Raw genomic sequence first — 24,539 nt, forward strand, 5'->3', positions numbered from 1 at the left:
TCGGTACGGCGTCGGGCGCGTTGCCCGCGTGTTAACCGGCCTGTCCCGCTTAACCAGTCTGCCCCGTGGGCGTGTTCAGGGACAGCGAGCGCCTGAGGAAGTCCAGCTGCAGCCGCAGCAGGTTCTCCGCGACCGTCTCCTGCGGGGTCATGTGGGTCACCCCGGACAGCGGCAGCAACTCGTGCGGGCGGCCGTCGGCCAGCAGGGCGGAGGACAGCCGCAGGGAGTGCGCGACGACCACGTTGTCGTCGGCCAGCCCGTGGATGATCATCATCGGGCGGTGCGGCTCGGCCGCGTCGACCAGGCCCGCGTCGTCGATCACCGAGTTGCGGCGGTAGACCTCCGGCTGCTCGTCCGGGTGCCCCAGGTAACGCTCCTTGTAGTGCGTGTCGTACAACCGCATGTCCGTGACCGGTGCGCCCACCACTGCCGCGCGGAAGACATCGGGGCGCCGCAGCACGGCCAGTGCCGCGAGGTAGCCGCCGAAGGACCAGCCCCGGATCGCCACCCGGCCCAGGTCCAGCGGGAAGTCGCCGGCGAGCGCGTGGAGGGCGTCGACCTGATCCTGAAGGGCCACCGCGGCCACCTCGTCCCGGACCGCCTTCTCCCAGGCGGGGGAGTGGCCGGGGGTGCCCCGGCCGTCGGCGACGACCACCGCGAAGCCCTGGTCGGCGAACCACTGCGAGGTCAGGTGGGGGTTGTGCGCGGCCACCACCCGCTGGCCGTGCGGGCCGCCGTAGGGATCCATCAGGACCGGGAGGGGAGTGTCGCCGGAGTAGTCCGTAGGCATAAGCACGGCGCACGGAATTTTGCGTGCGCCCCCGCGGGTGAGCGTCACGCGGGGGGACATACCGGGATCTTCGGCGTAAGACCGGACAGTCGCCGTCAGTTTTCCGTCACGCAGCACCTGGACACGGGCGCCCGGACTGTCCAGTACCGAGGACACCAGCACGGTCACGCCCCCGGCGCGCACCGCCGAGTGCACACCGGGCTCCTGCGACACGCGCTCCACGCCCAGCTCGTTCACCCGGTACACATGGATCTCGCCCGTCTCGGGGGACTGCGCCTCCTGGCCCGCGGACGCCGACACCAGGACGTCGTCGGCGGTCACGTCCAGCACCGCACGGATGTGCAACTGCGGGCCGGTCAGCGGCCGTTCGCCCACCGCCAGGCGGCGCGCACCGCCCTCGTCCGCGATCCGCACGAGCTGCCCCGACGGGCTCCAGCACGGCACCCCGGGGAACAGTTCCAGCCAAGCCGGATCTTCGTCGGCGTGCACCATCCGGGTCGCGCCCGATTCCGGGTCGACCGCCAGGAACACCTGGCCGCGCTGGTCCCGGGACTGCACCAGGAGCAGCGGCGCACCCGCCCCCGACCAGTGCACACGCGCCAGGTACGGGTAGCGCGCCCGGTCCCACGCGACCTCCGTGCGCTCCCCGCCGAGGCCCAGCACGAACAGCCGTACCTCCGCGTTGTCCGTGCCCGCCGCGGGGTACGCGACCAGGTTCGGCTCCCGGCCGGGATGGGCCGGGTCCGCGATCCACCACCGGTTCACCGGCGTGTCGTCGACGCGCGCCACCAGCAGCCGGTCCGACTCCGGCGCCCACCAGAAGCCCCGCGCGCGCCCCATCTCCTCGGCCGCGACGAACTCGGCGAGACCGTAGGTGACGTTGTCCGACTCCGGCTCCGCCAGCGCCCGGTCGCCCTCGCCTCCGGCCTCCACCACGCGCAGCGCGCCGCCGGAGACGTACGCGACGTGCCGCCCGTCCGGGGCCGGACGCGGGTCGATCACCGGTCCCGGGACCCGCAGTTCGCGGGTCGCGCCGGCCTCGGCGCCGGCGCGCAGATCGGCCGTGAACAGCCGTCCGGACAGGGCGAAGGCCGCCGACTCCGCGGCCGCGTCGGTGGCGTAGCCGACGATGCCGGCGCCTCCCTCGCGACTGCGCTCCCGGCGTGCCCGTTCCGCGGGCGAGAGCTGTTCGGCGGCGCCCCCGAGCAGGGCGCCGGGGTCGGCCGCCACCCGCTCCGGGCCGTCCGGAAGGTCCAGCACCCACAGGGAGTTGGCCCGGTCGGTGCCGGAGGAGGAGCGCAGGAACGTGACACGTGAACCGTCGGGCGCCACGGTGAACGCGCGCGGCGCGCCGAGCGTGAACCGCTGGGTGCGGGCGTGCCGACGGGGGAAGGAGTCAGCCTCGGTCGTCATGCCTCGACCATATTGGCCATGCGCCCCCTTGTGCGGCCGTGCGCCGAGCGATGCGCGAGCACGGATAGTTATGATCACTACCGCTGAGTGGGTATGAACCTGCTGGCATCCGCATGGCTTTGCCTTGCCGGTCCACAACCACGACACAACCGAGACGCAACCCCCGTGTGCGTACCCGCCCTCGTCCCCGGGAACTTTGGAGGTGAGCCGCCGTGGCACTCTCGATTTCGGCGGTGGTGCTGCTGGCGATCGTCGTCTTCCTGCTCATCAAGAAGTCAGGGCTGAAGGGCGGCCACGCGGTGGTCTGCATGCTGCTCGGGTTCTACCTCGCCTCCTCGACCGTCGCGCCCACGATCACCGACCTGACCACGAACGTCGCCAGCATGATCGGCAGTATCAAGTTCTGACCGGGGCCGCCCCCGGGTGCGCGGCGCTGTCGGTCCCGCCTCGTAGGCTGGGCCCATGACGGAACTCCCAGCTCGCCGTCTGCTCCTGGTGCACGCGCACCCGGACGACGAGTCGATCAACAACGGCGCGACGATGGCCAAGTACGCGGCCGAGGGCGCCCACGTGACCCTGGTCACCTGCACGCTCGGTGAGCGCGGCGAGGTCATCCCGCCCCGGCTGCGGCACCTCGGCGGTGCCGCGCTGGGCGCGCACCGCCGCGGCGAGCTGGCCGCCGCCGCCCGAGAGCTGGGCGTGACGGACGTCCGCCACCTCGGCGGCGCGGGCCGCTACGGCGACTCCGGAATGATGGGCATCGCCGACAACGACGACCCGGACTGCTTCTGGCAGGCCGACGTCGACGAGGCCGCCGGACACCTCGTCGAGGTGATCCTGGAGACCCGCCCCCAGGTCCTCGTCACCTACGACGACGACGGCGGCTACGGCCACCCGGACCACATCCAGGCCCACCGCGTCGCCCTGCGGGCCGTCGAACTGGCCGCCGAAGCCGGCCACCGGATCGACAAGGTGTACGTCAACCGCGTGCCGCGCTCCGTCGCCGAGTCCGCCTTCGCGCGCCTCCGGGACGAGCTGCCCGCCCTGCCGTTCGAGAAGAGCGCCGCCGTGGACGACGTACCCGGAGTCGTGGACGACGCGAGGATCACCGCCACGGTCGACGGCACCGCGCACGCGGACGCCAAGGCGGCGGCGATGCGCGCCCACGCCACCCAGATCACCGTGGCCGGACGGTACTTCGTGCTCTCCAACGAGCTGGCCCAGCCCCTGTTCACCACCGAGTACTACGAGTTGGTCCGCGGCGAGGCGGCCGGAGCCGGCGAGACCGACCTGTTCGCGGGCCTCGGCACGGACGCGGGCACGGGTACCGCAACCCACGGCAGCACCCAGGAGGCGTCATGAGTACGGCAGGCCGCGGACCGATGATGGCCCAGCCGCTGAAGCCCCCCTCCGCGGGCCGGGCCGCCGCCTACTCGGGGCTGTTCCTGCTCGGCGCGGTCGTCGCCCTCGCCGGGGCCCTGGTGCAGGCCGCCTGGCTCCCCGGCGGGCTGCTGCTGGCCCTCGCCGGTGCCACCGGACTGTTCCTCGGCGGGGCGTACGCGACCGGGCGCCGCGCCGGGGCGGTCGCGCCGGTGGCGGGCTGGATCATCGCCGCGCTTCTGCTCGTCGCCTCCCGGCCCGAGGGGGACTTCCTGTACGGGGCGGGGATCAGCTCGTACCTCTTCCTGCTCGGCGGCATGACCTCGGCTGTGATCTGCGCCACCCTTGCTCCGGTGGGGCGGCCCGGGGCCGGCCCTGCCCGACTTGGCAAGTGACGTACCACTTCGCCGCAACCTCGCCGTACCGCTCAGGTGCGAGTCCGGTGTGGGTTTCCGCATCGGTCCCGGGATACCCGGCAGACGCGGCCAGTATGGTGGTGCGCGCCGCCGAGGTGCCCGCGTGAGGTCGTGACGGGCGGCGGAGCCAACCGGGAGAACCTGCCTTGAGTCGTGAAACTGACACTCCGTCCTCCGGGCCCAACGGGCGCGGCGGAGCCGCATACCCCTCCGGCACCCCGCCGTACGGGACCCCCATGGCTTCCGGCGACGGTTCGGACGCGGGCCCTTCGCCCGCGCAGCCGGAGGAACGCAAGACCGAGACGACGCTGACGACCCGGATCCGGATCAACATCCCAGGGTCCCGGCCGATTCCGCCGGTCGTCGTGCGCAAGCCCATGGGGGACACCGAAGGCGCCGCCGCCGTCGACACCGGCGCCGACCCGCGTCCTCAGACCCCGGCCCCCGCGCCCGCCGCCGCTCCCGAGGTTCCCGACGAGCCCGCGGCCCCGGCCGAGGAGCGGACCAGCGACTGGTTCGCTCCCCGCAAGTCCGGCGCGAACAAGGGCGGTCCTGGCGGAAGCGGTACGAACGGGGCAGGGATGCCCGGCGGTTCGGCCGCGGGATCCGGCACGACCGGCACGTCGAGCGCCTCGGGGGCGCCCGGCTCGCCGGGTAAGGCGGGCCCCGCCTCCGCTCCCACGGCCGGCGGCACCGGAGCACGCCCGGGCGGCGGCCGTCCCGGTGGCGTGGTCGGCTCCATGAGCGTGCCGGGCACCTCCCGCCCGGGCGGCACGAACGGCGCGGGGCTGCCCGGCGCCACCGGTGGCCCCGTGGCCCCGGGGCACGGCGGCGGCACCGGCTCCTTCGACGTGACCGAGGCACTGAACGCGGGACCGCTGGGCGGCTCCCGCCCCGGCGCGAGCGGCGGCGACGAACCGCGCCGCGACGACCTGCCGTACTTCGCCGAGAACGGCGGCACCGGCCGCGGCGACGGTCCGGGCCTGCCCGGCGCGCCGTCCGGCACCGCGGGCTTCGGCCCGGCCGGCGGACCTGGCGGTGCCCCTGGACCCGGTGTGCCGGGTGGCGGCGCGGGCGGTACCGGCGGCCGCAGCGGCTTCAACGGCCCGAACGGCCTGGGCGGTTCCGGCGGCCCGCAGGGCCCCACGGGCCCGACCAGCGGCCCGGTCACCGGCGACGGCCCCGTCATCCCGCCCGTCGGCGGCCCGGGCGGCCTCGGCGACACCGGCGACATCGACCTGCGGTCCGGCGAGTCCTTCACCGACATGGGTGGTTTCGACGTCCCCTCAGGCTTCGACGCCCCGGCAGGCTCCGGCGCGTACGACGCTCCCGGCGAGGCGAACGGACTGGGCGGCCACGGCGGCCCGTTCGCCCCCGGCGCCGCGCTCAGCGACGACACCGCGATCCTCACGCCCCAGAAGCCGGCCCCGGACGGCACCCCCGGCTACGGCTCCCCGGCGGACAACGTCTCCGGGCACACCGTCACCAGCGGCATCCCGGTCGTCCCGTCCGCGGGCAACTCCCCGTTCGGCCAGGGCGCCCGCGCCGAGGGCCAGGGCCCGCACACCGCGCCCAAGCTGCCCGAGCCGGTCGCGCCGCCCAAGGCGGAGGCCAAGCCGCAGAAGAAGAAGGGCCGCAGCAAGCTCGTCCTGCTCTGCGTCGGCGTGGTGGTCCTCGCGAGCGGTGCCTACGGCGCCGGGCTGCTGATGAACCACACCGACGTGCCCAAGGGCACGACCGTCCTCGGTGTCGACATCGGCGGCGGCACCCGGGACGACGCGGTCAAGAAGCTCGACGACGCCTTCGGCAGCCGGGTCAACAAGCCGCTGAAGCTGTCCGTGGGCGGCAAGACCGTCTCCCTCACCCCGGAGAACGCGGGCCTGCAGTTCGACTTCCAGGCCACGGTCGGCAAGGCCGCGACGAACGACTACAACCCGGTCTCCGTGATCGGCAACCTCTTCGGGCAGCAGCGGACCGTCGACCCCGCCATGCCGGTCGACGAGGAGAAGCTCCAGGTCGCGCTCCAGCAGGCGGGCGGCGGCTCGGGCTCCGTCACCGAGGGCGGCATCGAGTTCAAGTCGGGCCAGGCCGTCGCCGTGTACGGCAAGGCCGGCAAGGCCATCGACGCGGCCCAGTCGACCCGGGCGGTCGAACAGGCGTACCGCACGCAGGTGGAGACCGGCACGGTGACGCCGGTGACCGTCCCGACGACCACCAAGCAGCCGACGGTCTCCAAGGTCGAGGTCGACCGCGAGATGAAGGCGTTCGCCGAGCCGGCCATGTCGGGGATAGTGACCGTGCAGACGGACGCGGCGCACTCGGTCCGGATGAGCCCGCAGAAGTCCCTGTGGAAGTTCCTCAGGGTGGCGGCCACGCCCGACGGCAAGCTGACCGACAAGCCCGACCTGAACGCGCTCCAGCAGTTGTACGGCCACGCGTTCGACAACGTGCTGATCACGCGGGCCAGCGGCAAGAAGACGGCTGTGACGCCGCAGGACGTGTATGTGGCGCTGCGGCAGGCGCTGGTCAGCAAGACCAACAGGGTTGCGGTCATCAGCACGACGCCCAACTAGGGGGGCGCTGCGTGGTCGGTCGGCTGCGGCCGCGTCGTGGCCGATCGCGCAGTTCCCCGCGCCCCTTACGGGGCTCGACGGCGGCGCCCTGAAAGGGGCGCGGGGCCCGGTCCATATGCGGCTCCGCCGCGTGGGCGCGAGAAGCCCCACCGGCCCGCGGATGACACCCGACCCCCGCGCACCATGACATTCGTCATCCCGCACTCAGGACCCCCGACACTGCACGCACGCAGAGCTCAGCAGCGAGCATTACCGCATGACAACGACAGCCGTACCCGACACCGCCACCGCTGTGGTCGGGTTCGACCAGGTGACCAAGACGTACGGCGACGTACGGGCCGTCGACGGGCTCTCCCTCCGCCTGCACCCCGGTGAGACCGTCGCCCTGCTGGGGCCGAACGGCGCCGGCAAGTCCACCACACTGGACCTGCTGCTCGGCCTCAAGCAGGCCGACAGCGGCACGGTCGAGGTGTTCGGCACCAGCCCGCGTGACGCCATCGTCCGCGGCCACGTCGGCGCCATGCTGCAGAGCGGCGGCCTGATGGACGAGGTCACGGTCGAGGAGCTGGTGAAGCTGGCCTGCGCCCTGCACCCGAAGCCGTACCGGGCCGCCGACGTGATGGCCCGCGCGGGCGTCACCCAGATCGCCGACCGCAAGGTCAACAAGCTGTCCGGCGGACAGGCCCAGCGTGTCCGCTTCGCCCTCGCCACCGCCGGCGACAGCGACCTGATCGTGCTGGACGAGCCGACCACCGGCATGGACGTCAGCGCCCGCCAGGCGTTCTGGGCCACCATGCGGGAACAGGCCGACCAGGGCCGTACGGTCCTCTTCGCCACCCACTACCTCGAAGAGGCCGACGCCATCGCCGACCGGGTGCTCGTGCTGCACCGGGGCCGGCTCCTCGCCGACGGCACCGCGGCGGAGATCAAGGCCAAGGCCGGCGCCCGCCGGGTCTCCTTCGACCTGGAGGGGACCATCGACCACGCCGCCCTGCGCGACCTGCCCTTCCTCACCTCCCTCGACGTCTCCGGCCAGACCGTCCGCATCCAGTCCTCCGACGCCGACGCCACCGTCCACGCCCTGTACGGCTCCGGTGTCTACCCCCGCAACCTCGAAGTCGCCGGCCTCGGTCTGGAGCAGGCCTTCGTCGCCATCACGGAGGCCGAGGAGGCCAAGCAGTCATGAACAGTCTGATCAAGCTCGAACTCGCCCGCGCCCTGCGCAACCGCAAGTTCCTGTTCTTCTCGGTCCTCTACCCCTCGATCCTGTTCCTGATCTTCAGCGGCAGCGCCGGCACGAGCGAGAAGGTCGACGGCACCGGGCTGACCGTCGCCACCTACCTGATGGTCTCCATGGCCTCCTTCGGCGCGCTGACCGCAGTGCTGATGGGCAACAGCGAGCGCATCGCCAAGGAGCGCGAGAGCGGCTGGGTACGGCAGCTGCGGCTGACCTCCCTGCCCGGGCGCGGCTACGTCCTCGCCAAGACGGCCAGCGCCGCCGTGGTGAGCCTGCCGTCCATCGTCTTCGTGTTCGTCGTCGCCGCCGTCGTGAAGGACGTACGCCTGGACACCTGGCAGTGGCTCGCGCTCACCGGGGTCATCTGGGCGGGCAGCCTCGTCTTCGCCGCGCTCGGCGTCGCCATCGGCTACCTCGCCTCCGGGGACGCGGTCCGGCCCATCACGATGATCATCTACTTTGGTCTGTCGCTGCTCGGCGGCCTGTGGATGCCGTCCACGAACTTCCCGCAGTGGCTGCAGGACATCGCCAAGTGGCTGCCCAGTCACGCGTACGCTTCCCTCGGGCGTGCGGTCGAGCAGAGCCAGTCGCCGAGCGCCCAGGACATCGCCGTCCTCGCCGTCTCCTTCGTCCTCTTCGCGGGCGGCGCGGCCTGGCTGTACCGGAAGGACACGCTGAAGGCGTGAGCACCATGACGGAAGACCCGCGCACCGGCACCCACCGGCCGGAAGACCGGATGTGGGTGGGCCGGCCGCCCCGCAACCGGCGCGACCTGCTGATCAAGCTGCTGTGGATCGGCGTCTGGCTGGTCTTCCTCAGCTCTCCCCTCCAGGACCTGATCAGCGGCGACCACGGTACCGGCGCCACCGTGGCCGGCTCGGCCGGCCTGACCGCGTTCGTCGGGTTCTACCTGACGCTCGTGTTCCGCAACATGGGCCGGCCGTTCTCCGCCCGTGCCGTGATCGTCCTGCTCGCGGTCCTCTGCGTCCTCGCCGTCTTCCTGGCCGGCACACTCGGCACCCCCTGGCTGGGACTCTTCGTCTACCTCTCGGTCGCCTGCGGGGCCACCCTGCCCCTGCGGGCCGCCTACTGGGCCATCCCCGGCTCGGCGGCCCTGATGTACCTGGTCGGCCTGTACGCCGGGGAGGACCAGGCGATCGGCCTGGTCGTGCTGGTGCTGCTCATCGGGTTCGCGATGACCGGCATCCGCCAGCTGGTGCGGACGACCGTCGAACTGCGCGAGGCCCGGGCCACCGTCGCCCAGCTCGCCGCCAACGAGGAGCGCCTGCGCCTCGCCCGCGACCTGCACGACCTGCTCGGCCACTCGCTGTCGCTGATCACGCTGAAGAGCGAGCTGGCCGGCCGGATGCTGCCCGGCGATCCGGCGAAGGCGGCCCAGCAGGTCGCCGACATCGAGCAGGTCAGCCGACAGGCCCTGGTCGACGTCCGCGAGGCCGTCACCGGCTACCGGCGCCCCCGCCTCGCCGCCGAACTCGCCGGGACCAGGGTCGCGCTCACCGCCGCCGGGGTCACCGCCGAGGTGCCCGCCGAACCCGACCTCACCGGCGTCGGCGAGGACGCCGAGTCCGCGCTCGCCTGGGTGCTGCGCGAGGCGGTCACCAACGTGGTCCGGCACAGCGGCGCCGACCGGTGCGTCGTACAGCTCCTGCACCGGCAGACCCTGGACGGTCCCCGCCTCGAACTCAGCGTCGAGGACAACGGATCCGGCGGTTCCGGCACGGGCCCCGGCAACGGTCTGACCGGCCTCGCCGAGCGCCTGGAGAAGGCCGGCGGCACGCTGGAGGCGGGCCGGGCCAGGCGCGGATTCCGGCTGGTCGCCCGCGTCCCTACGGCCACGTCGGTGGACGTAGGATCCGGGGCATGACGAGCGCGATCAAGCTTCTCCTCGCCGAGGACCAGTCGATGGTCCGCGAGGCCCTGGCCGCCCTGCTCGGCCTGGAGGACGACATCGAGGTCGTCGCCCAGGTCGCGCGGGGCGACCAGGTGCTGGCCGCGGTCGGGGAGCACGGCGTGGACGTGGCCCTGCTCGACATCGAGATGCCCGGCTGCACCGGCATCGAGGCGGCGGCCCAGGTGCACCGCGCGTTCCCGCACGTCAAGCTCGTCGTCCTCACCACCTTCGGGCGCCCCGGCTACCTGCGCAGCGCCATGGAGGCCGGCGCCGACGCCTTCCTCGTCAAGGACGCCCCCGCCGCCCAGCTCGCCGAGGCCGTCCGCAAGGTCCTCTCCGGGGAGCGGGTCATCGACCCCACCCTCGCCGCGGCGGCCCTCGCCGAGGGCGCCAACCCCCTCACCGACCGCGAGCGCGAGGTCCTCCGCGCCGCGGCCGACGGCTCCACCAACGCGGAACTCGCGGCGGCCCTCCACCTCTCCCAGGGCACGGTCCGCAACTACCTCTCCACGGCCATCCAGAAACTCGCCGTACGCAACAGGGCGGAGGCGGTACGGATAGCGCGGGAGAAGGGCTGGCTGTGAGAGCGGTGCCCGGTGGGAACTGCGCCCAGTGCGAACTGCTCCTGGTGGGAACGGCTCCTAGTTGAGCAGGGCCCGCGCCTCGCGCGCCTGCGCCCGGGCACGCTCCTCGGTGTGCGGATCGACCACCCCGACCAGCTCGGCGTACGCCTCCAGTTCCGCCGCCCCCGCGACGAACTCGCCGCGCTGCACGAGCAGCTGACCCCGCTCGTAGCGCAGCCGGGCCGGGTGGGCCGGCAGCAGCAGGCCCAACTCGACGGCGAGCAGCGCGACGTCCGACCGCTCGGGCCGGGCCGAAGCCCACGCCCGCATGTTGTTGAGCACCCGCTGGACCACCTGCAACGGCGTCGCGGGCACCAGCATGGAGGGCTCCAGCGGCGTCCCCGTCGCCCCCGCCACCAGGACCTCGGCGTCCGGCCCGCTCAGCACCCGCCCGCCCTCGAACGGATCGGCCAGCACCTGCTCCTCCGGCGGCCCGAAACCGACCACGAAGTGCCCCGGCAGCGCGACCCCGTGCACCGGCGCGCCCGCCCTGCGGGTCACCTCCAGCCACACCACCGACAGCAGGATCGGCAGCCCGCGCCGGCGTCGCAGCACCTCGTGCAGCAGGGAGGACTCCAGGCGCTGGTAGTCCGCCGGGGTCCCGCCGAAGTCGTACCGCGTCCCCAGCAGCCGCCGTACCGCCTCCGCCCACGCGCGCGGGCCGCCCGGCCGGTACGGCAGCTGCCCGGCCAGCTCGTCCAGCTCCAGCTGCGCGGCGTCGAGGCCGGCGTCGTCCAGCGAGCCGTCCGCCGCCGCGCCGATCAGCAGGCACAGGGCGGACAGGTCGGGCCGCTCGGAGCGCGCCTCCTCGCCGAACCTCCGCCGCACCTCGGCGGCCCGCTCGGGACCGGGCGGGTACGGGGGCGGCAGGTACGGATGGCCCATGCCAGGCTCATGCCCTTCCACGAGGCTTCCTAGCTCCCTGTGCCGGAGGGTTCGGGCGCGCGGTAGTGGTGGTAGCTGTGGTGCCGCGTGAAACCCAGACCGGCGTACAGCCCCCGGGCCGCCTCGTTGTCCCGCTCGACCTGCAGCCAGGCCGCAGAGGCGCCCTCCTCCAGGGCCCGCCCGGCCAGGGCCGCCATCACCCGGGTCGCCAGCCCCGCACGGCGCCGCACGGGATCCACCTCGATCGCGGCGAAGCCCGCCCAACGGCCGTCCACCACGCACCGCCCGATCGCCGCGGGAACGGCACCGGCCGGGGCCGCGGGGCCCGGAGCCGCACCGGTCGCGCCGGGCACCTGCGCGAACACCACTGACGGCCCACCGGCCAGCACCTGCCGGGCCGCCTCGCCCACCTCTCCGCTCCGGTACCGCGCGAGCCACGCCTCGTCGGCCTCCCGGGAGAGCACCACACCCTCACCGGAGCCCTCCGCCCGGTCGGCGAGCGGCGCCAGCGCGCCGATCCACACGTCGGTGGTCACCTCGCGCACCCACCCGCGCCGCTCCAGCTCCGCGCAGAGCAGCTCCTGCGTGCCCTCGGCACCCGTCGCGGCCTGCACGTACGCGGGTAGGCCCCGCTCGCCGTACCAGCGTCGTACGACCTCCAGCGCCTCGCCGAGCGGCATGCCGGGGTCGCCCAGCGGCAGCACACTGTTGGCCCGCCGCGTGTGCCCGCCGGAGGCCCGCAGCTCCCAGTCGCCCAGCCGCTCGCTCTCCAGCGGCGGCCAGCCGCGCGCGGTGACCCGGGCCAGCTCCGGGTAGCTCGCCGCCGGACCGCGGCGACGCGCCGGAGCGGCCGGTACGACTTTGCCCGCGACCACCGCGGATTCCGCGATCCGGACACCCGCGCCGTCCCGACGTGTGATCATGAGCACGCCGTCGTCCCATGATGTGAGAACACCCACCGTGTCGGTGAACTTCTCAGCCCCGCCCCCAAGTTCGGTCAAACGCCGCACCGAGACTCGTTTCCCCACGTCAGCAGGGGTGATACGGACCTCAAGCCGTCCTGTCGCCGAGATTTCCACTGGTCAGTTCACCCCTCCTGTTCGGATCATGTCCCGGAACGGAGATACTAGGGGCGGGCATCGACGACGCCGCGCTCCCGCGCGCCAGGCGGCGGAGCCTGAGGAGGCCCGCCAGCGCCCAATCGAGGAGGAACGACAGCGTGACCTACGTCATCGCGCAGCCTTGTGTCGACGTCAAGGACAAGGCGTGCATCGAGGAGTGCCCGGTCGACTGCATCTACGAGGGCCAGCGGTCCTTGTACATCCACCCGGACGAATGCGTCGACTGTGGTGCCTGTGAGCCGGTCTGCCCGGTCGAGGCGATCTTCTACGAGGACGACACTCCGGAGGAGTGGAAGGACTACTACAAGGCGAACGTCGAGTTCTTCGACGAGCTCGGCTCGCCCGGCGGCGCCAGCAAGCTGGGTCTGATCGAGCGGGACCACCCCTTCATCGCCGCGCTGCCGCCGCAGGCCGAGTAACCGCCCGGCGGCCCCGCACACCGCGCCGCCTCGGTCCCGTACGGCCCGATCACCTTGATCACCGCCGCACGGGACCGAGGCGTTCGCCGTACCGACGGCGAGCGCCGTACCCACGAAAGCGAGCAAGAACCGTGTCCGCAGTCTCCGACCGGCTCCCCACCTTCCCCTGGGACAAGCTGGCCCCGTACAAGCAGACGGCCGCCGCTCACCCGGACGGGATCGTGGACCTGTCCGTCGGCACCCCGGTCGACCCGGTCCCCGAACTGGTCCAGAAGGCCCTGGTCGACGCGGCCGACTCGCCGGGCTACCCGACGGTCTGGGGCACGCCCGCGCTGCGCGACGCGATCACCGGCTGGCTGGAGCGCCGGCTGGGCGCCCGCGGAATCACCCACCACCACGTGCTGCCGATCGTTGGCTCCAAGGAACTCGTCGCCTGGCTGCCGACCCAGCTCGGCCTGGGACCCGGCGACAAGGTGGCCTACCCGCGCCTGGCCTACCCCACCTACGAGGTCGGCGCCCGCCTCGCCCGCGCCGAGTACGAGGCCTACGACGACCCGCGCGACCTGGATCCGGCGAACCTCAGGCTGCTGTGGCTGAACTCGCCGTCGAACCCCACCGGCAAGGTGCTGTCCCAGCGAGAACTGACGGAGATCGTCAGCTGGGCCCGCGCCCACGGCGTGCTGGTCGTCTCCGACGAGTGCTACATCGAGCTGGGCTGGGAGGCCGACCCTGTCTCGGTGCTGCACCCCGACGTCAACGGCGGCTCGTACGACGGCATCGTGGCCGTCCACTCGCTCTCCAAGCGCTCCAACCTGGCCGGCTACCGCGCCGCCTTCGCCGCCGGTGACCCGGCCGTCCTCGGCCCGCTGCTGGAGATCCGCAAGCACGGCGGCATGATGACGTCGGCGCCCACCCAGGCGGCCACCATGGCGGCCCTCGCGGACGACACCCACGTCCACGAGCAGCGCGCGCGCTACGCGGCCCGCCGCACGGCGCTGCGCGACGCCCTCCTCGCCCACGGCTTCCGCATCGAACACAGCGAGGCCAGCCTCTACCTCTGGGCCACCCGGGACGAACCCTGCTGGACCACCGTCGCCCACCTGGCCGACCTGGGCATCCTGGTAGCCCCCGGCGACTTCTACGGCCCCGCAGGCGCCACCTTCGTCCGAGTAGCCCTGACAGCAACAGACGAACGAATCCAGACAGCAGCCCACCGCCTCACAAAGTAATCAGCCCCCGCCGCCCGCCGCCCGCCGCCCGCCGCCCGCCGCCCGCCGCCGGCTGCCGCCCCCCCCCGGCCGACCGCCGCCCCCGCCGACCACCGCCCCCCGCCGGCCGCCGCCCCCCGCCGGCTCGGCGGGGCGTCACGCGCCGAGCCGGCCGAACCCGCCCCCCCGCCGTGGGCAGGCGTTCCGCAGGGCGGAACGGCTGGGCACGGCCCGCGGCGCCGGGTGCCGTCCCATCGACGCTGACGGGACCGACGTAGAACAACAAAAGGCCGACGGGGTCCAGGAAACACCCTGGACCCCGTCGGCGTGGCCAAAGCCAGGCGCTCAGCCGCCCAGCGGCAACCCCTGCACCGGCAGCCCGCCCTTCGCACTGGACGTGGCACCCCCGAGCACCCCAGCCGCGGCCCCCGCCGCCTGCTGCGCCGTCGGCGCCGCCTTCTTCACGGCACCGCCACCGGCCAGCCCCGTCGCCGGCACGGCCTGCTTCAGCGCGTTGCTGCCCGCGTTGCCCGCGAGCCCGCTGACGTTCTGGGCGGCACCGTCGACGGTGTCACCGACGTGCGCCGTGTCCAGGGTGCTCAGACCACCCAGGTTCGGAGTGGCGGTCGGAAGGTTCGCGGCCGCGCTGGCGGAGCCGGCCGCACCGACCCCGGCAGCCGCTCCCGCTGCGACAAGCAGCGCGGCACGGGCGATCCGGCGGGTCAGAGGGAGGGACATGATGCTCCATTCGACGGGAGAGAACGTGATGTCGTCCGTGGTCGGACGCCGTGACTACCGCTCGAAGCCGACGAAGGTTGCGGACCCCTCAGGTAAAGAATGGATAACGCATCGCATTATCAGGTGTGGATAAAAACGGGCAAAGACCGTCCACGGAAAGCCCTGCAGAATCCTTCCGGCCCTTGATTCCCAAGGCATCCCGAGCGCCACCCGGCACCGGCCCGCGAACCCGCGCCGACCGCCCCCGCGCAACCCGGCGGAGTGAAGCCCCGTACTACTGTCCGGTCACTATCCGGACCGCGTCCAAGGACGACTCCGCACCCCCGGACCCGCCCCCACTGCCCGTCCCGCTCCCGGTGCCGGTCCCCGCCGCGGACGGCCCGCCGGAGGCACGCCATCGCGTGTCCGTGTTCCCGGCGCTCCACTCCCGCCCCGCGTACGCCACCCGCTGGATGTGCAGCGCCGAGGAGTTGGCCACCGCCCACTGCGCCAGCTGCCAGCCCCGCTCCCGCTCACTGCGGCCCGCCGCGTCCCGCTTGGCACCCTGCGGCACCGGGACGGTCACCGTCCGCCCGTGCGCGGTCGCGGTGACACTCGGTGCGGGTGTCGGCGAGGGCACCGGCGTGCCGCCCACCTCGGCGCCCGTCTCCTGCAGCGCGTCCCGCCCGAAGTCGCGTACCAGCGCGGCGCGCACCGCGTTCGGACCGGTCGCCTCCGCCGTGCGCTCCGGACGCCCGTCGCAGGTCAGCGCGGCCGCCGAGCGGCCGGTCAACGCGGCGGCCAGCAGCGTGGCGTCCGGCTCGTGCTTGGCGTACGCCTCCGGGTAACCGCTGCGCTGCACGCGCTGTGCGGCCACGGTCAGCGGCAGCCGGGTGTAGTCGGGCACCTTGGCGAGATGGGCGTAGAAGATGCCCGCCGCGTACGCCGGGTCCATGATCTGCCGCTCGGTGCCCCAGCCCTGCGAGGGCCGCTGCTGGAACAGGCCGAGCGAATCCCGGTCGCCGTGCTCCAGGTTGCGCAGCCCGGACTCCTGCAGGGCGGTCGCCAGCGCGATGGTGACCGCGCGCTCCGGCATGTTGCGCCCGGTGCCGACGGCGGCGATCGTCGCCGCGTTCGCTGCCTGCTCGGGCGTGAACTCGTACGACGTCTCCGACCCCGTGCCCGACCCCGACCCCGTGCCCGTCGTCGCGCCCGAGACCACCTTGCACCCGCGCATGCCGGGGCCCCCGGTGACGTACTGCACCACGAGGTAGGCGGCGACGGCGCACAGGACCAACAGGGCCGCGCCGAAACGGAAGAGGCGGCCGCGGCGCTTGGGACGGTTGGGGGACGTCTCTGACACGCGGTACAAGGTACTTGAGCCCCCCGGAACGCTCACCTCCGGTGCCACGGGATTCGGAAAAACGGCCGTCAGGAGAGGGCGCGCTAGGGTCGGTGGCATGGCCGACACCTCGCTTGACCTCACGCTGGACGCCGCCGCGCTCACCGCGCGACTCGTCGACTTCCCCTCCGAGAGCGGCTCCGAGAAGCCCCTCGCGGATGCGATCGAGACCGCCCTGCGCGCACTGCCGCACCTCACCGTCGACCGGTACGGCAACAACGTGATCGCCCGTACGGACCTGGGCCGCGCCGAGCGCGTGATCCTGGCCGGTCACATCGACACCGTCCCGATCGCCGGGAACGTGCCGTCCCGGCTGGACGAGGACGGCGTGCTCTGGGGCTGCGGCACCTGCGACATGAAGTCCGGGGTCGCGGTCCAGCTGCGGATCGCGGCCACCGTGCCGGCTCCCAACCGCGACCTCACCTTCGTCTTCTACGACCAGGAGGAGGTCGAGGCCGAGCGGAACGGTCTGCGACACGTGGCCGAGGCCGACCCCGACTGGTTGCGAGGCGACTTCGCGATCCTGCTGGAGCCCTCCGACGGCCAGGTGGAGGGCGGCTGCCAGGGCACCCTGCGGGTCCTGCTGAGGACGAAGGGCGAGCGCGCCCACTCCGCGCGCGGCTGGATGGGCTCCAACGCGATCCACGCCGCCTCCCCGATCCTGGCCCGCCTGGCCTCCTACGAGCCCCGCTGGCCGGTGATCGACGGGCTGGAGTACCGCGAGGGCCTGAACGCCGTGCGGATCTCCGGGGGAGTGGCGGGCAACGTCATCCCGGACGAGTGCGTCGTGACCGTGAACTTCCGCTACGCCCCGGACCGCTCCGAGGAGGAGGCGCTCGCGCACGTCCACGAGGTGTTCGCCGACTGCGGGGTGGAGGAGTTCGTGGTCGACGACCACAGCCCCGGCGCGCTGCCCGGCCTCTCCCAGCCGGCCGCCGCGGCCTTCATCGAGGCGGTCGGCGGGACCCCGATGCCCAAGTACGGCTGGACGGACGTGTCCCGTTTCTCCGCGCTCGGCATCCCCGCCGTCAACTACGGTCCCGGCAACCCGCACTTGGCGCACAAGCGGGACGAGCGGGTGGAGACGGCGAAGATCATCGCGGGCGAGGAACGGCTCCGGAACTGGCTGACCGCCTGAGGAAGGTCAGCAAGGTCATGCGCCGTGCAGTGCGGCTTCCCCCCACCGTAACCCGGGTGGATCTACGCTGAGGTCGAACTACCGGCAAACGGAGGGAGCGCACATGCCTACCGGCAACCCCGAGGGGAAGAAGCAGCCGCCGGACGAGCAGCGACTCGGACCGGTCCTCCGACGGCGGGGGCAGGTGTCGGCCAGCACGACGGACCAGCGGCTGCTGGACGAGCGGGCGCCGACCGACTGGGTGCACACCGACCCCTGGCGGGTCCTGCGCATCCAGTCGGAGTTCATCGAGGGCTTCGGCACGCTGTCGGAACTGCCGCCCGCGATCAGTGTGTTCGGCTCGGCGCGTACGCCGGTGGACTCGACGGAGTACGACGCCGGGGTGCGGCTCGGGCGAGGGCTGGTGGACGCCGGGTTCGCCGTCATCACCGGCGGTGGCCCGGGCGCCATGGAGGCCGCCAACAAGGGCGCCTGGGAGGCCGGGGGCACCTCGGTCGGCCTCGGCATCGAACTCCCCTTTGAGCAAGGGCTGAACCCGTACGTCGACATCGGGCTGAACTTCCGGTACTTCTTCGTCCGGAAGATGATGTTCGTGAAGTACGCGCAGGGGTTCGTCGTGCTGCCCGGTGGGCTCGGCACCCTCGACGAACTCTTCGAGGCGCTGACCCTGGTCCAGACCCAGAAGGTCACCCGGTTCCCGATCGTCCTGTTCGGCACCGCGTACTGGGGCGGGCTGGTGTCCTGGCTCCGCGACACCCTGGTCGCCCAGGGCAAGGCGGCGGAGAAGGACCTGCTGCTGTTCCACGTCACGGACGAGGTGGAGGAGGCGGTGGCCCTGATGTCCAAGGAAGCGGGCCGCTGAGGCCTCCGGCGGTCACGCCGTAGTTCCGGGCACCCTCGCTCCACCGGCACCGGCACCGGCACCGGCACCGGCACCGGCGTTGCCGCCCCCGCCCCGGCGTTGCCGCCCCCGCCCCGGGGGACTCCGCCCCCGGACCCCCGGCCTTTGCCCGCCCACCACCCGACTCGGCCGGTCGAGAAGCGGGCGACGGGCGTTTCGGTCCGCTGTGCAGGTATGCGCTTCGGTTGGTGGGCTGCCCGGACCGGCTAGGCCAGACCCCGTCGGGCCACCGTGGGCGGGCGGTGGCCGGCGATGGATGCCACCATGTCCAGGACCTGCCTGGTCTCGGCGACCTCGTGGACGCGGTACACCCGCGCCCCGAGCCACGCCGACACCGCTGTCGTCGCCAGCGTCCCCAGCAACCGCTCCTTCACCGGCCGGTCCAGCGTCTCCCCGACGAAGTCCTTGTTGGACAGCGACACCAGCACCGGCCACCCGGTGGCCACCATCTCGTCCAGCCGCCGCGTCGCCTCCAGACTGTGCCGCGTGTTCTTCCCGAAGTCGTGCCCGGGATCGATCAGCACGGACTCCCGGGGCACCCCGAGCGACACCGCACGCTCGGCCAGTGAGACGGTCACGTCCAGAATGTCGGCCATGACATCGTCGTACGCGACCCGGTGCGGACGTGTACGCGGCTCGGCGCCTCCCGCGTGCGTGCACACCAGCCCCACCCCGTAACGCCCGGCGACCTCCGCGAGCCCCGGGTCCACCCCGCCCCACGCGTCGTTCAGCAGGTCCGCCCCGGCCTCGCACACCGCCGCGCCGACCTCGGCCCGCCACGTGTCCACGCTGATGATCACCTCGGGGAACCGGCGCCGTACCTCGGCCACGAACCCGACCGTCCGCCGGACCTCCTCCTCGGCGGAGACCTCCTCGCCCGGCCCGGCCTTCACCCCGCCGATGTCGACGATCGCCGCACCCTCGGCCACCGCCTGCTCCACGCGCGCGAGCGCCGGCTCGTCGTGGAACGTGGCCCCCTGGTCGTAGAAGGAGTCCGGGGTCCGGTTCACGATCGCCATGATCACCGGCTCCTGCGGCCCGAATTCCCGCTTGCCCAGCCTGAGCATCCCCTGTGACCTCTCCTCGTGCGTCCCGCTCGCGTGCCGTCCCGTCCCGCGGTACGGCCGCCTGTGACCCTAACTGTCAGACTCGCATGGCACGATCGGAGCCTGACACATTCGGCTTCCGGTACATCGAGCGTGGGGACCTCAGCGATGGTTATGTTCTTGTTCCTGGTCGTCGCCCTCGTGGTGGTGGTCGCCGCGGTGACCCTCGCCGTGCTGGGCGGCGGTGAGAGCGGCCCGCTGCCCGAGGTGGCCCCGGAGCGCTTCCAGGACCCGCTGCCCCCGGACCGCCCGGTGCGCGAAACGGACGTGGAGAGCGTGCGCTTCCCGGTCGCCCCGCGCGGCTACCGCATGGCGGACGTCGACGACGTGCTGAGCCGCGTCGCCGCCGAACTCGCCGAGCGGGACGCCCGTATCGCCGACCTGGAGTCCGCGCTGGCAGGCGCCCGCGCGGCCGCCGAGGCCCCGCGGGACCGGCGCCCCGAGGAGGAGCGGTGAGCACCCGAGGCGCCCTCGCCGGGGCCGACGGGGCGCTGCGCTGCCCGTGGGCCCTGTCCACCGAGGACTACGTGACGTACCACGACGAGGAGTGGGGCCGCCCCGTCCACGGCGATGACGCCCTCTTCGAGCGGATCAGCCTGGAGGCCTTCCAGTCGGGTCTGAGCTGGATCACGATCCTGCGCCGCCGCCCCGGATTCCGTACGGCCTTCGCCGGGTTCCACATCGAGAAGGTGGCGGCCTTCACCGACGAGGACCGCGAGCGCCTGCTGGCCGACCCGGGCATCATCCGCAACCGCGCCAAGATCGACGCCACCCTCGCCAACGCGCGCGTGCTCGCCGACTGGGCCGAGGGCGACCTGGACCGGCTGATCTGGTCCCACGCCCCCGACCCGGCCGGCCGCCCGGTCCCGAAGACCCTGGACGACGTGCCCGCCGTGACCCCCGAGTCCACCGCCCTCTCCAAGGACCTGAAGAAGCGCGGCCTGCGCTTCGTCGGCCCGACCACGGCCTACGCCCTGATGCAGGCCTGCGGCCTGGTCGACGACCACCTGGCGACCTGCGTCAGCAGAACCGCCCCCTGAGGGGCGCGGGGGAGGCGGGCGGCGAACCTCAGCGGCCCAGGTACTTGGGCTTCTCCTTGTTCACGAACGCCTGCACGGCGATCGCGTGGTCCTCCGACTGCCCGGCCCGGGTCTGGAGTTCGTCCTCCTTCTCCAGGGTCTCGGCGAGCGAGTGCGTCATCCCGTAGGACACCGCCTCCTTGATCGCCGAGTACGCCACCGTCGGGCCCTGGGCCAGCGCCCGCGCCACCTTCTCGGCCTCGGCGCGCAGCTCGGCGGAGGGAACGAGCCGGTTGGCGATGCCCAGCTCCAGCGCGTCCTGCGCACTGATGCTGCGCGGGAAGAGCAGCAGGTCGGCGGCGCGGCCCGGGCCGACGACCCGGGGGAGCGTCCAGGAGATGCCCGAGTCGGCGGTCAGCGCGACCCCCGCGAAGGAGGTGTTGAACGCCGCGGTCTCCGCGACCACCCGGTAGTCCGCGGCGAGCGCGAAGCCGAAGCCGGCCCCGGCCGCGACGCCGTTCACCGCGGCCACGACCGGCTTGGGCGCCCCGGCCAGCGCCTTGACGATCGGGTTGTAGTGCTCCTTGACCGTGCTCATGGTCTGCCCGGAACCGGTCTCGCGGTCCGCCGCCAGCAGCCCGATGTGTTCCTTGAGGTCCTGGCCCACGCAGAAGGCCCTGTCCCCGGCGGCGGTCAGCAGGATCGCCCGTACGGCGTCGTCCCCGGCCGCGGATTCCGCCGCGTCCCGGAGAGCGACCTTGGTCGCGATGTTCAGCGCGTTCATCGCCTCTGGGCGGTTCAGCGTGATCGTCGCGAGTCCGTCGCTCACCTCGTAGAGCACGGTGTCGGCCATGGGGTCCCCTCCGGTGTCGCGGGTGGTGAGTACGCGGTGACGTACCGCTCGGTACGACCTCTGTGAAGGACAGCATGGCGGAGATCGCGGCCCGGGGCCCGGATCGGACGTGTGACCTGCGTCAAAGAAAACCGGGGCGGATTCCGGCCGTGGGCGTCCACGCGGTGGCGAAGTATCGCAGCCACATCCCCGAATTGGGTGGTTTTGCTCGCGCGCGTTGCCCAAGCGATGCCTACTGATGTTGGTCATCGGGTCCGGGGATGCGGGATAATGGCTGGGAAGCAATGTGTTCGATGCCGGTGTCGTGTGTCCGTTTCGGTGCGCGGCCGCCCTTCAGGGGGCCGTCGGCAGACGATGAGCTGGTTTCAGGAAGGGGAACGAGCATGGCGGCCATGAAGCCGCGGACGGGCGATGGTCCGCTCGAGGTGACCAAGGAGGGGCGGGGCATCGTCATGCGCGTTCCGCTCGAAGGCGGCGGTCGACTCGTCGTCGAGCTGACCCCCGATGAGGCCGAGGCGCTCGGCGACGCCCTCAAGAAGGTCGTCGTCTGACACACGAGCCGACCCCTATCCGTCCGGTTGCCCCGGCATCGCACGCGATGCCGGGGCAACCGCGTTCCCGGGTCCCTGCCGGGCGGGGCGAGGCGTCAGCGTTTGACCGCGCAGAGCAGGCCGTCGCCCACCGGCAGCAGTGACGTCACCAGTTCCTGGCTCTCCCGTACCGTGCGCAGCAGTTCGCGCAGCCGCAGCACCTCCGTGGGCTGCGGTCCCGAGTCGACCGTACGGCCGTTGGCGAACACGCCCTCGAAGACCACGAGGCCGCCCGGGCGCAGCAGGCGCAACGATTCAGCGAGGTAGTCCAGGTACTCCAGCCGGTCTCCGTCGCAGAAGACGAGGTCGTAGCCGGCGTCCGCGAGTCGCGGCAGGACGTCCAGCGCGCGGCCCGGGATGAACCGGGCCCGGTTGCTGGCGAACCCGCAGGCCCGGAACGCCTCCCGGGCGAACTGCTGGTGCTCCGGCTCCGGATCGACCGTGGTCAGGACGCCGTCCGGACGCATGCCGTGCAGCAGGTGGATCCCGGACACGCCGCGGCCCGTGCCGATCTCCGCGACCGCCTTCGCGTCCACGGAGGCGGCGAGCACCCGCAGCGCGGCGCCCGTGCCGGGCGACACCGAGCGCAGCCCTGCGTCCCGGGCCCGGTCCCGGGCCCAGCGCAGTGCTTCGTCCTCGGCGACAAAGGCGTCGGCGAACGCCCAGCTCGTCTGCCGGTTGCCGGTAATGACCCTCTCCTGTCCCCGTGGTTGCCTCGGCGTGACTGTATCCGTTGGCCCCGGGAACCCGCAGATGGGACCGGGCGTTTAGAAGGGTGTGGGACGGCCGGGACGTGATGGGGGGCAGGAGATGCGCGAGGACGGGGATCCGGGTGCCGGGCACCTGCTGACGTCGCCGGACGATCCGCCGCCGCTGCCGGGTGGGCCGCGGCAGCGCGTATCAAATTCTCGTAAAACCGCTTATCCGGAGCTAACGGGCGAGGTGGCTATGGTAGGGGCTCCACTGGACACCACCAGAGCTGACAGGGGAGGTGCGGCCGTACCCGGGGACCGGGGAGGAGTGCTCAGGCGCTTTCTCGGGTCGGCGGGCAGGCCGAAATCCGTGACCGACACCGCTGCTGACCACCACGCCGCCGGGATCGCCGCAGGCGACCCCCAGACCGCGACCTTCGCCACCGACGCGGACGGGCAGGCGTGGACTCCGCCCACGTGGGAGGAGATCGTCAGCACGCACAGCGGCCGGGTCTACCGGCTCGCCTACCGCCTCACGGGCAACCAGCACGACGCGGAGGACCTCACCCAGGAGGTCTTCGTCCGCGTCTTCCGCTCCCTGTCCACGTACTCGCCGGGCACCTTCGAGGGCTGGCTGCACCGCATCACGACGAACCTCTTCCTGGACATGGTCCGCCGCAAGCAGCGGATCCGCTTCGACGCCCTCGGCGACGACGCTGCCGAGCGGCTGCCCAGCAAGGAACCCACCCCGCAGCAGCTGTTCAACGACGCGCACTTCGACGCGGACGTCCAGCAGGCCCTGGACACCCTCGCGCCCGAGTTCCGCGCCGCGGTCGTCCTGTGCGACATCGAGGGACTGTCGTACGAGGAGATCGCCGCGACCCTCGGCGTCAAGCTCGGCACGGTCCGCTCGCGCATCCACCGCGGCCGCTCCCAGCTCCGCAAGGCTCTCGCCCACCGGTCCCCCGAGGCGCGGAAGGCGGAGCGGCGCTCCTTCATGGCCCGTGTCCCCGCGCTGGGAGGAGGGGGCGCGACCGCGTGAGTGGATCACGGCCGAAACCCGCCGAGGCGCGCCTCGCGGAGCAGCACCTGGGAGACCGGCTCTCCGCCCTGGTGGACGGAGAGCTCGGTCATGAGTCGCGCGAGCGTGTCCTCGCCCACCTGGCCACCTGCGCCCGGTGCAAGGCCGAGGCGGACGCCCAGCGCCGGCTGAAGAACGTGTTCGCGGAGGCGGCCCCGCCGCCCCCCTCCGAAAGCTTCCTGGCCCGCCTCCAGGGCCTCCCCGGCGGAGGCGACCTGGACGGCGGCGGCACCCCGCCCGCCGGACCCTTCGGCGGCCGTGGCTCCGACGCCGGGGTCTACGGGGTGCGGCGCGGCGAGCGCTTCGAGTTCGGCTATGTGCCGGCCCGCCCGCACACCGCGCCCGCCGCGGCGGGCGAACAGCGCGGCTTCCGGATCCATCCCGTCGGCCGTTCGGACCTCGACCGCTCGTCCTGGCGCGGGCTGCGCTTCGCGTTCGCCGCCGCCGGTGCGGTCTCGCTGGCCGCCATCGCCCTCGGCGGGGTGTCCACGGGCATCCCCGGTGCCGCCGCGGACGCCTCCGGCGGCTCCGGCACGGGCAGTGTGGTGCCGGCGCGTTCGACGGGCGCAGGCGGAACGGCACCCCAGGCGCAGCGCCGCCGACAGGCGGGCCCGCTGCTCGCCCAGAGCACCCCGCTCGGGCAGGTTCCGGCGGTGCCGACCTCGATGTCCGCACCGCTGCTGCCCGGCGTGAGCCCGCCGGCGGCACCGGCGCAGGAGTCCGGCCGCGGCTTGGCCACGCCGGTGGTGACGGGCCTGGCGGCCGTGTCCCCTCTGATACGCCCGCTGAACGACGCCACATCGCTCAACCTGGCCTCGTGGCCCAAGGCCCCCAAGGTGCCCCCGGCTCCCGAGGTGCCCAGCCACGGCCTGCTGTCGGCCCCCGCACCGGGTGTCGTCTCCCTGCTCAGCCCGCCGTCGACCACCCCCACCCCGTCCGTCTCCGTCTCCGGGCAGACTCCCTGACCGCTGGGTCCGCCGGCTCCGCCGACCGCTGTTCCTACCCCCGCCGCAGAACCTGGTTGAATCCTGTGAGGGCCGCGTCCCGGCTGATGACCGGGGCA

The 24,539-nt window shown here is 73.0% G+C and carries 25 protein-coding genes; 17 read left to right on the top strand and 8 right to left on the bottom strand.

Annotated elements, in window-relative coordinates:
* Positions 1-49: 49 nt before the first annotated feature.
* Positions 50-2,203 carry a prolyl oligopeptidase family serine peptidase gene (locus ABZ854_RS12720; RefSeq protein WP_361208546.1) on the bottom strand — a complete coding sequence of 718 codons (2,154 nt, stop codon included), beginning with the start codon at positions 2,201-2,203 and terminating at the stop codon, positions 50-52.
* A gap of 212 nt (positions 2,204-2,415) precedes the next feature.
* Here ABZ854_RS12720 and ABZ854_RS12725 point away from each other — a divergent pair, with 212 nt between their 5' ends.
* From ABZ854_RS12725 to ABZ854_RS12760, 8 genes are all read left to right on the top strand, one after another.
* Positions 2,416-2,610: a hypothetical protein gene (locus tag ABZ854_RS12725; protein WP_129306851.1), complete on the top strand. Its 195-nt coding sequence runs from the start codon at positions 2,416-2,418 to the stop codon at positions 2,608-2,610.
* A gap of 55 nt (positions 2,611-2,665) precedes the next feature.
* Positions 2,666-3,565, top strand: coding sequence for an N-acetyl-1-D-myo-inositol-2-amino-2-deoxy-alpha-D-glucopyranoside deacetylase (mshB, locus tag ABZ854_RS12730; protein ID WP_361208549.1), 900 nt, complete (start codon positions 2,666-2,668; stop codon positions 3,563-3,565).
* The gene (locus ABZ854_RS12735) at positions 3,562-3,978 is read left to right on the top strand and encodes a DUF6113 family protein (protein ID WP_361208552.1); all 417 of its coding nucleotides are present in this window, start codon (positions 3,562-3,564) and stop codon (positions 3,976-3,978) included. Before mshB ends, ABZ854_RS12735 begins: the two co-directional genes overlap by 4 nt.
* Positions 3,979-4,145: 167 nt before the next feature.
* Positions 4,146-6,572: a hypothetical protein gene (locus ABZ854_RS12740; RefSeq protein WP_361208555.1), complete on the top strand. Its 2,427-nt coding sequence runs from the start codon at positions 4,146-4,148 to the stop codon at positions 6,570-6,572.
* Between the two features lie 256 nt (positions 6,573-6,828).
* On the top strand, positions 6,829-7,758 hold the full coding sequence (locus ABZ854_RS12745) for an ABC transporter ATP-binding protein (protein WP_361208558.1): 930 nt from the start codon (positions 6,829-6,831) through the stop codon (positions 7,756-7,758).
* Positions 7,755-8,495 carry an ABC transporter permease gene (locus ABZ854_RS12750; RefSeq protein WP_361208560.1) on the top strand — a complete coding sequence of 247 codons (741 nt, stop codon included), beginning with the start codon at positions 7,755-7,757 and terminating at the stop codon, positions 8,493-8,495. The genes ABZ854_RS12745 and ABZ854_RS12750 overlap by 4 nt, the downstream gene beginning before the upstream one ends.
* 5 nt (positions 8,496-8,500) lie before the next feature.
* The gene (locus ABZ854_RS12755) at positions 8,501-9,694 is read left to right on the top strand and encodes a histidine kinase (RefSeq protein WP_361208736.1); all 1,194 of its coding nucleotides are present in this window, start codon (positions 8,501-8,503) and stop codon (positions 9,692-9,694) included.
* Entirely contained in the window at positions 9,691-10,305 is a 615-nt protein-coding gene (locus ABZ854_RS12760) for a response regulator transcription factor (protein ID WP_361208563.1), read from the top strand. The genes ABZ854_RS12755 and ABZ854_RS12760 overlap by 4 nt, the downstream gene beginning before the upstream one ends.
* Before the next feature lie 57 nt (positions 10,306-10,362).
* On the opposite strand, the gene ABZ854_RS12765 is transcribed toward ABZ854_RS12760, so the two are convergent.
* Both ABZ854_RS12765 and ABZ854_RS12770 read right to left on the bottom strand, forming a co-directional pair.
* Complete coding sequence (locus ABZ854_RS12765) at positions 10,363-11,229, bottom strand: transglutaminase-like domain-containing protein (RefSeq protein ID WP_361208566.1); 867 nt, start codon at positions 11,227-11,229, stop codon at positions 10,363-10,365.
* Between the two features lie 29 nt (positions 11,230-11,258).
* Positions 11,259-12,308 (bottom strand): GNAT family N-acetyltransferase, encoded by a 1,050-nt coding sequence (locus ABZ854_RS12770; RefSeq protein ID WP_361208569.1) that lies wholly within the window; start codon positions 12,306-12,308, stop codon positions 11,259-11,261.
* A 140-nt stretch (positions 12,309-12,448) separates the two neighbouring features.
* Between ABZ854_RS12770 and fdxA the strand changes: the two genes are divergently transcribed.
* On the top strand, positions 12,449-12,769 hold the full coding sequence (gene fdxA, locus ABZ854_RS12775; RefSeq protein WP_030929316.1) for a ferredoxin: 321 nt from the start codon (positions 12,449-12,451) through the stop codon (positions 12,767-12,769).
* A 131-nt stretch (positions 12,770-12,900) separates the two neighbouring features.
* Positions 12,901-13,998, top strand: a complete 1,098-nt coding sequence (locus ABZ854_RS12780; protein ID WP_361208572.1) for a bifunctional succinyldiaminopimelate transaminase/glutamate-prephenate aminotransferase — start codon at positions 12,901-12,903, stop codon at positions 13,996-13,998.
* Between the two features lie 324 nt (positions 13,999-14,322).
* On the opposite strand, the gene ABZ854_RS12785 is transcribed toward ABZ854_RS12780, so the two are convergent.
* Positions 14,323-14,715 carry an ATP-binding protein gene (locus tag ABZ854_RS12785; RefSeq protein WP_129306830.1) on the bottom strand — a complete coding sequence of 131 codons (393 nt, stop codon included), beginning with the start codon at positions 14,713-14,715 and terminating at the stop codon, positions 14,323-14,325.
* Between the two features lie 274 nt (positions 14,716-14,989).
* A complete protein-coding gene (locus tag ABZ854_RS12790) occupies positions 14,990-16,057 on the bottom strand; it encodes a heavy metal transporter (protein ID WP_361208575.1) in 1,068 nt (355 codons plus the stop codon).
* Positions 16,058-16,154: 97 nt separating this feature from the next.
* Here ABZ854_RS12790 and dapE point away from each other — a divergent pair, with 97 nt between their 5' ends.
* Together dapE and ABZ854_RS12800 are read left to right on the top strand one after the other, a co-directional pair.
* Positions 16,155-17,234, top strand: coding sequence for a succinyl-diaminopimelate desuccinylase (gene dapE, locus ABZ854_RS12795; protein WP_361208578.1), 1,080 nt, complete (start codon positions 16,155-16,157; stop codon positions 17,232-17,234).
* A gap of 103 nt (positions 17,235-17,337) precedes the next feature.
* Entirely contained in the window at positions 17,338-18,096 is a 759-nt protein-coding gene (locus ABZ854_RS12800) for a TIGR00730 family Rossman fold protein (protein WP_361208581.1), read from the top strand.
* A 245-nt stretch (positions 18,097-18,341) separates the two neighbouring features.
* Here the strand turns inward: ABZ854_RS12800 and folP are convergent, their stop codons facing one another.
* Positions 18,342-19,202: a dihydropteroate synthase gene (gene folP, locus ABZ854_RS12805; protein ID WP_361208584.1), complete on the bottom strand. Its 861-nt coding sequence runs from the start codon at positions 19,200-19,202 to the stop codon at positions 18,342-18,344.
* A 147-nt stretch (positions 19,203-19,349) separates the two neighbouring features.
* On the opposite strand from folP, the gene ABZ854_RS12810 reads away from it, so the two are divergent.
* The gene (locus tag ABZ854_RS12810) at positions 19,350-19,697 is read left to right on the top strand and encodes a DivIVA domain-containing protein (RefSeq protein WP_361208585.1); all 348 of its coding nucleotides are present in this window, start codon (positions 19,350-19,352) and stop codon (positions 19,695-19,697) included.
* Positions 19,694-20,281, top strand: a complete 588-nt coding sequence (locus ABZ854_RS12815; RefSeq protein WP_361208588.1) for a DNA-3-methyladenine glycosylase I — start codon at positions 19,694-19,696, stop codon at positions 20,279-20,281. The genes ABZ854_RS12810 and ABZ854_RS12815 overlap by 4 nt, the downstream gene beginning before the upstream one ends.
* Positions 20,282-20,309: 28 nt before the next feature.
* Here ABZ854_RS12815 and ABZ854_RS12820 read toward each other — a convergent pair whose 3' ends face one another.
* Entirely contained in the window at positions 20,310-21,113 is an 804-nt protein-coding gene (locus ABZ854_RS12820) for an enoyl-CoA hydratase-related protein (RefSeq protein ID WP_361208591.1), read from the bottom strand.
* Positions 21,114-21,496: 383 nt separating this feature from the next.
* On the opposite strand from ABZ854_RS12820, the gene ABZ854_RS12825 reads away from it, so the two are divergent.
* Positions 21,497-21,664, top strand: a complete 168-nt coding sequence (locus tag ABZ854_RS12825) for a DUF3117 domain-containing protein (RefSeq protein ID WP_018544333.1) — start codon at positions 21,497-21,499, stop codon at positions 21,662-21,664.
* A 95-nt stretch (positions 21,665-21,759) separates the two neighbouring features.
* Here the strand turns inward: ABZ854_RS12825 and ABZ854_RS12830 are convergent, their stop codons facing one another.
* On the bottom strand, positions 21,760-22,458 hold the full coding sequence (locus ABZ854_RS12830; protein WP_129306816.1) for an O-methyltransferase: 699 nt from the start codon (positions 22,456-22,458) through the stop codon (positions 21,760-21,762).
* A gap of 265 nt (positions 22,459-22,723) precedes the next feature.
* Here ABZ854_RS12830 and sigE point away from each other — a divergent pair, with 265 nt between their 5' ends.
* Positions 22,724-23,437, top strand: coding sequence for an RNA polymerase sigma factor SigE (gene sigE / locus ABZ854_RS12835; RefSeq protein ID WP_129306814.1), 714 nt, complete (start codon positions 22,724-22,726; stop codon positions 23,435-23,437).
* Positions 23,434-24,441 (top strand): anti-sigma factor, encoded by a 1,008-nt coding sequence (locus ABZ854_RS12840; protein WP_361208594.1) that lies wholly within the window; start codon positions 23,434-23,436, stop codon positions 24,439-24,441. Before sigE ends, ABZ854_RS12840 begins: the two co-directional genes overlap by 4 nt.
* Positions 24,442-24,539 lie beyond the last annotated feature (98 nt).

The sequence above is a fragment of the Streptomyces sp. NPDC047028 genome, assembly GCF_040644095.1.
GTDB lineage: Bacteria > Actinomycetota > Actinomycetes > Streptomycetales > Streptomycetaceae > Streptomyces.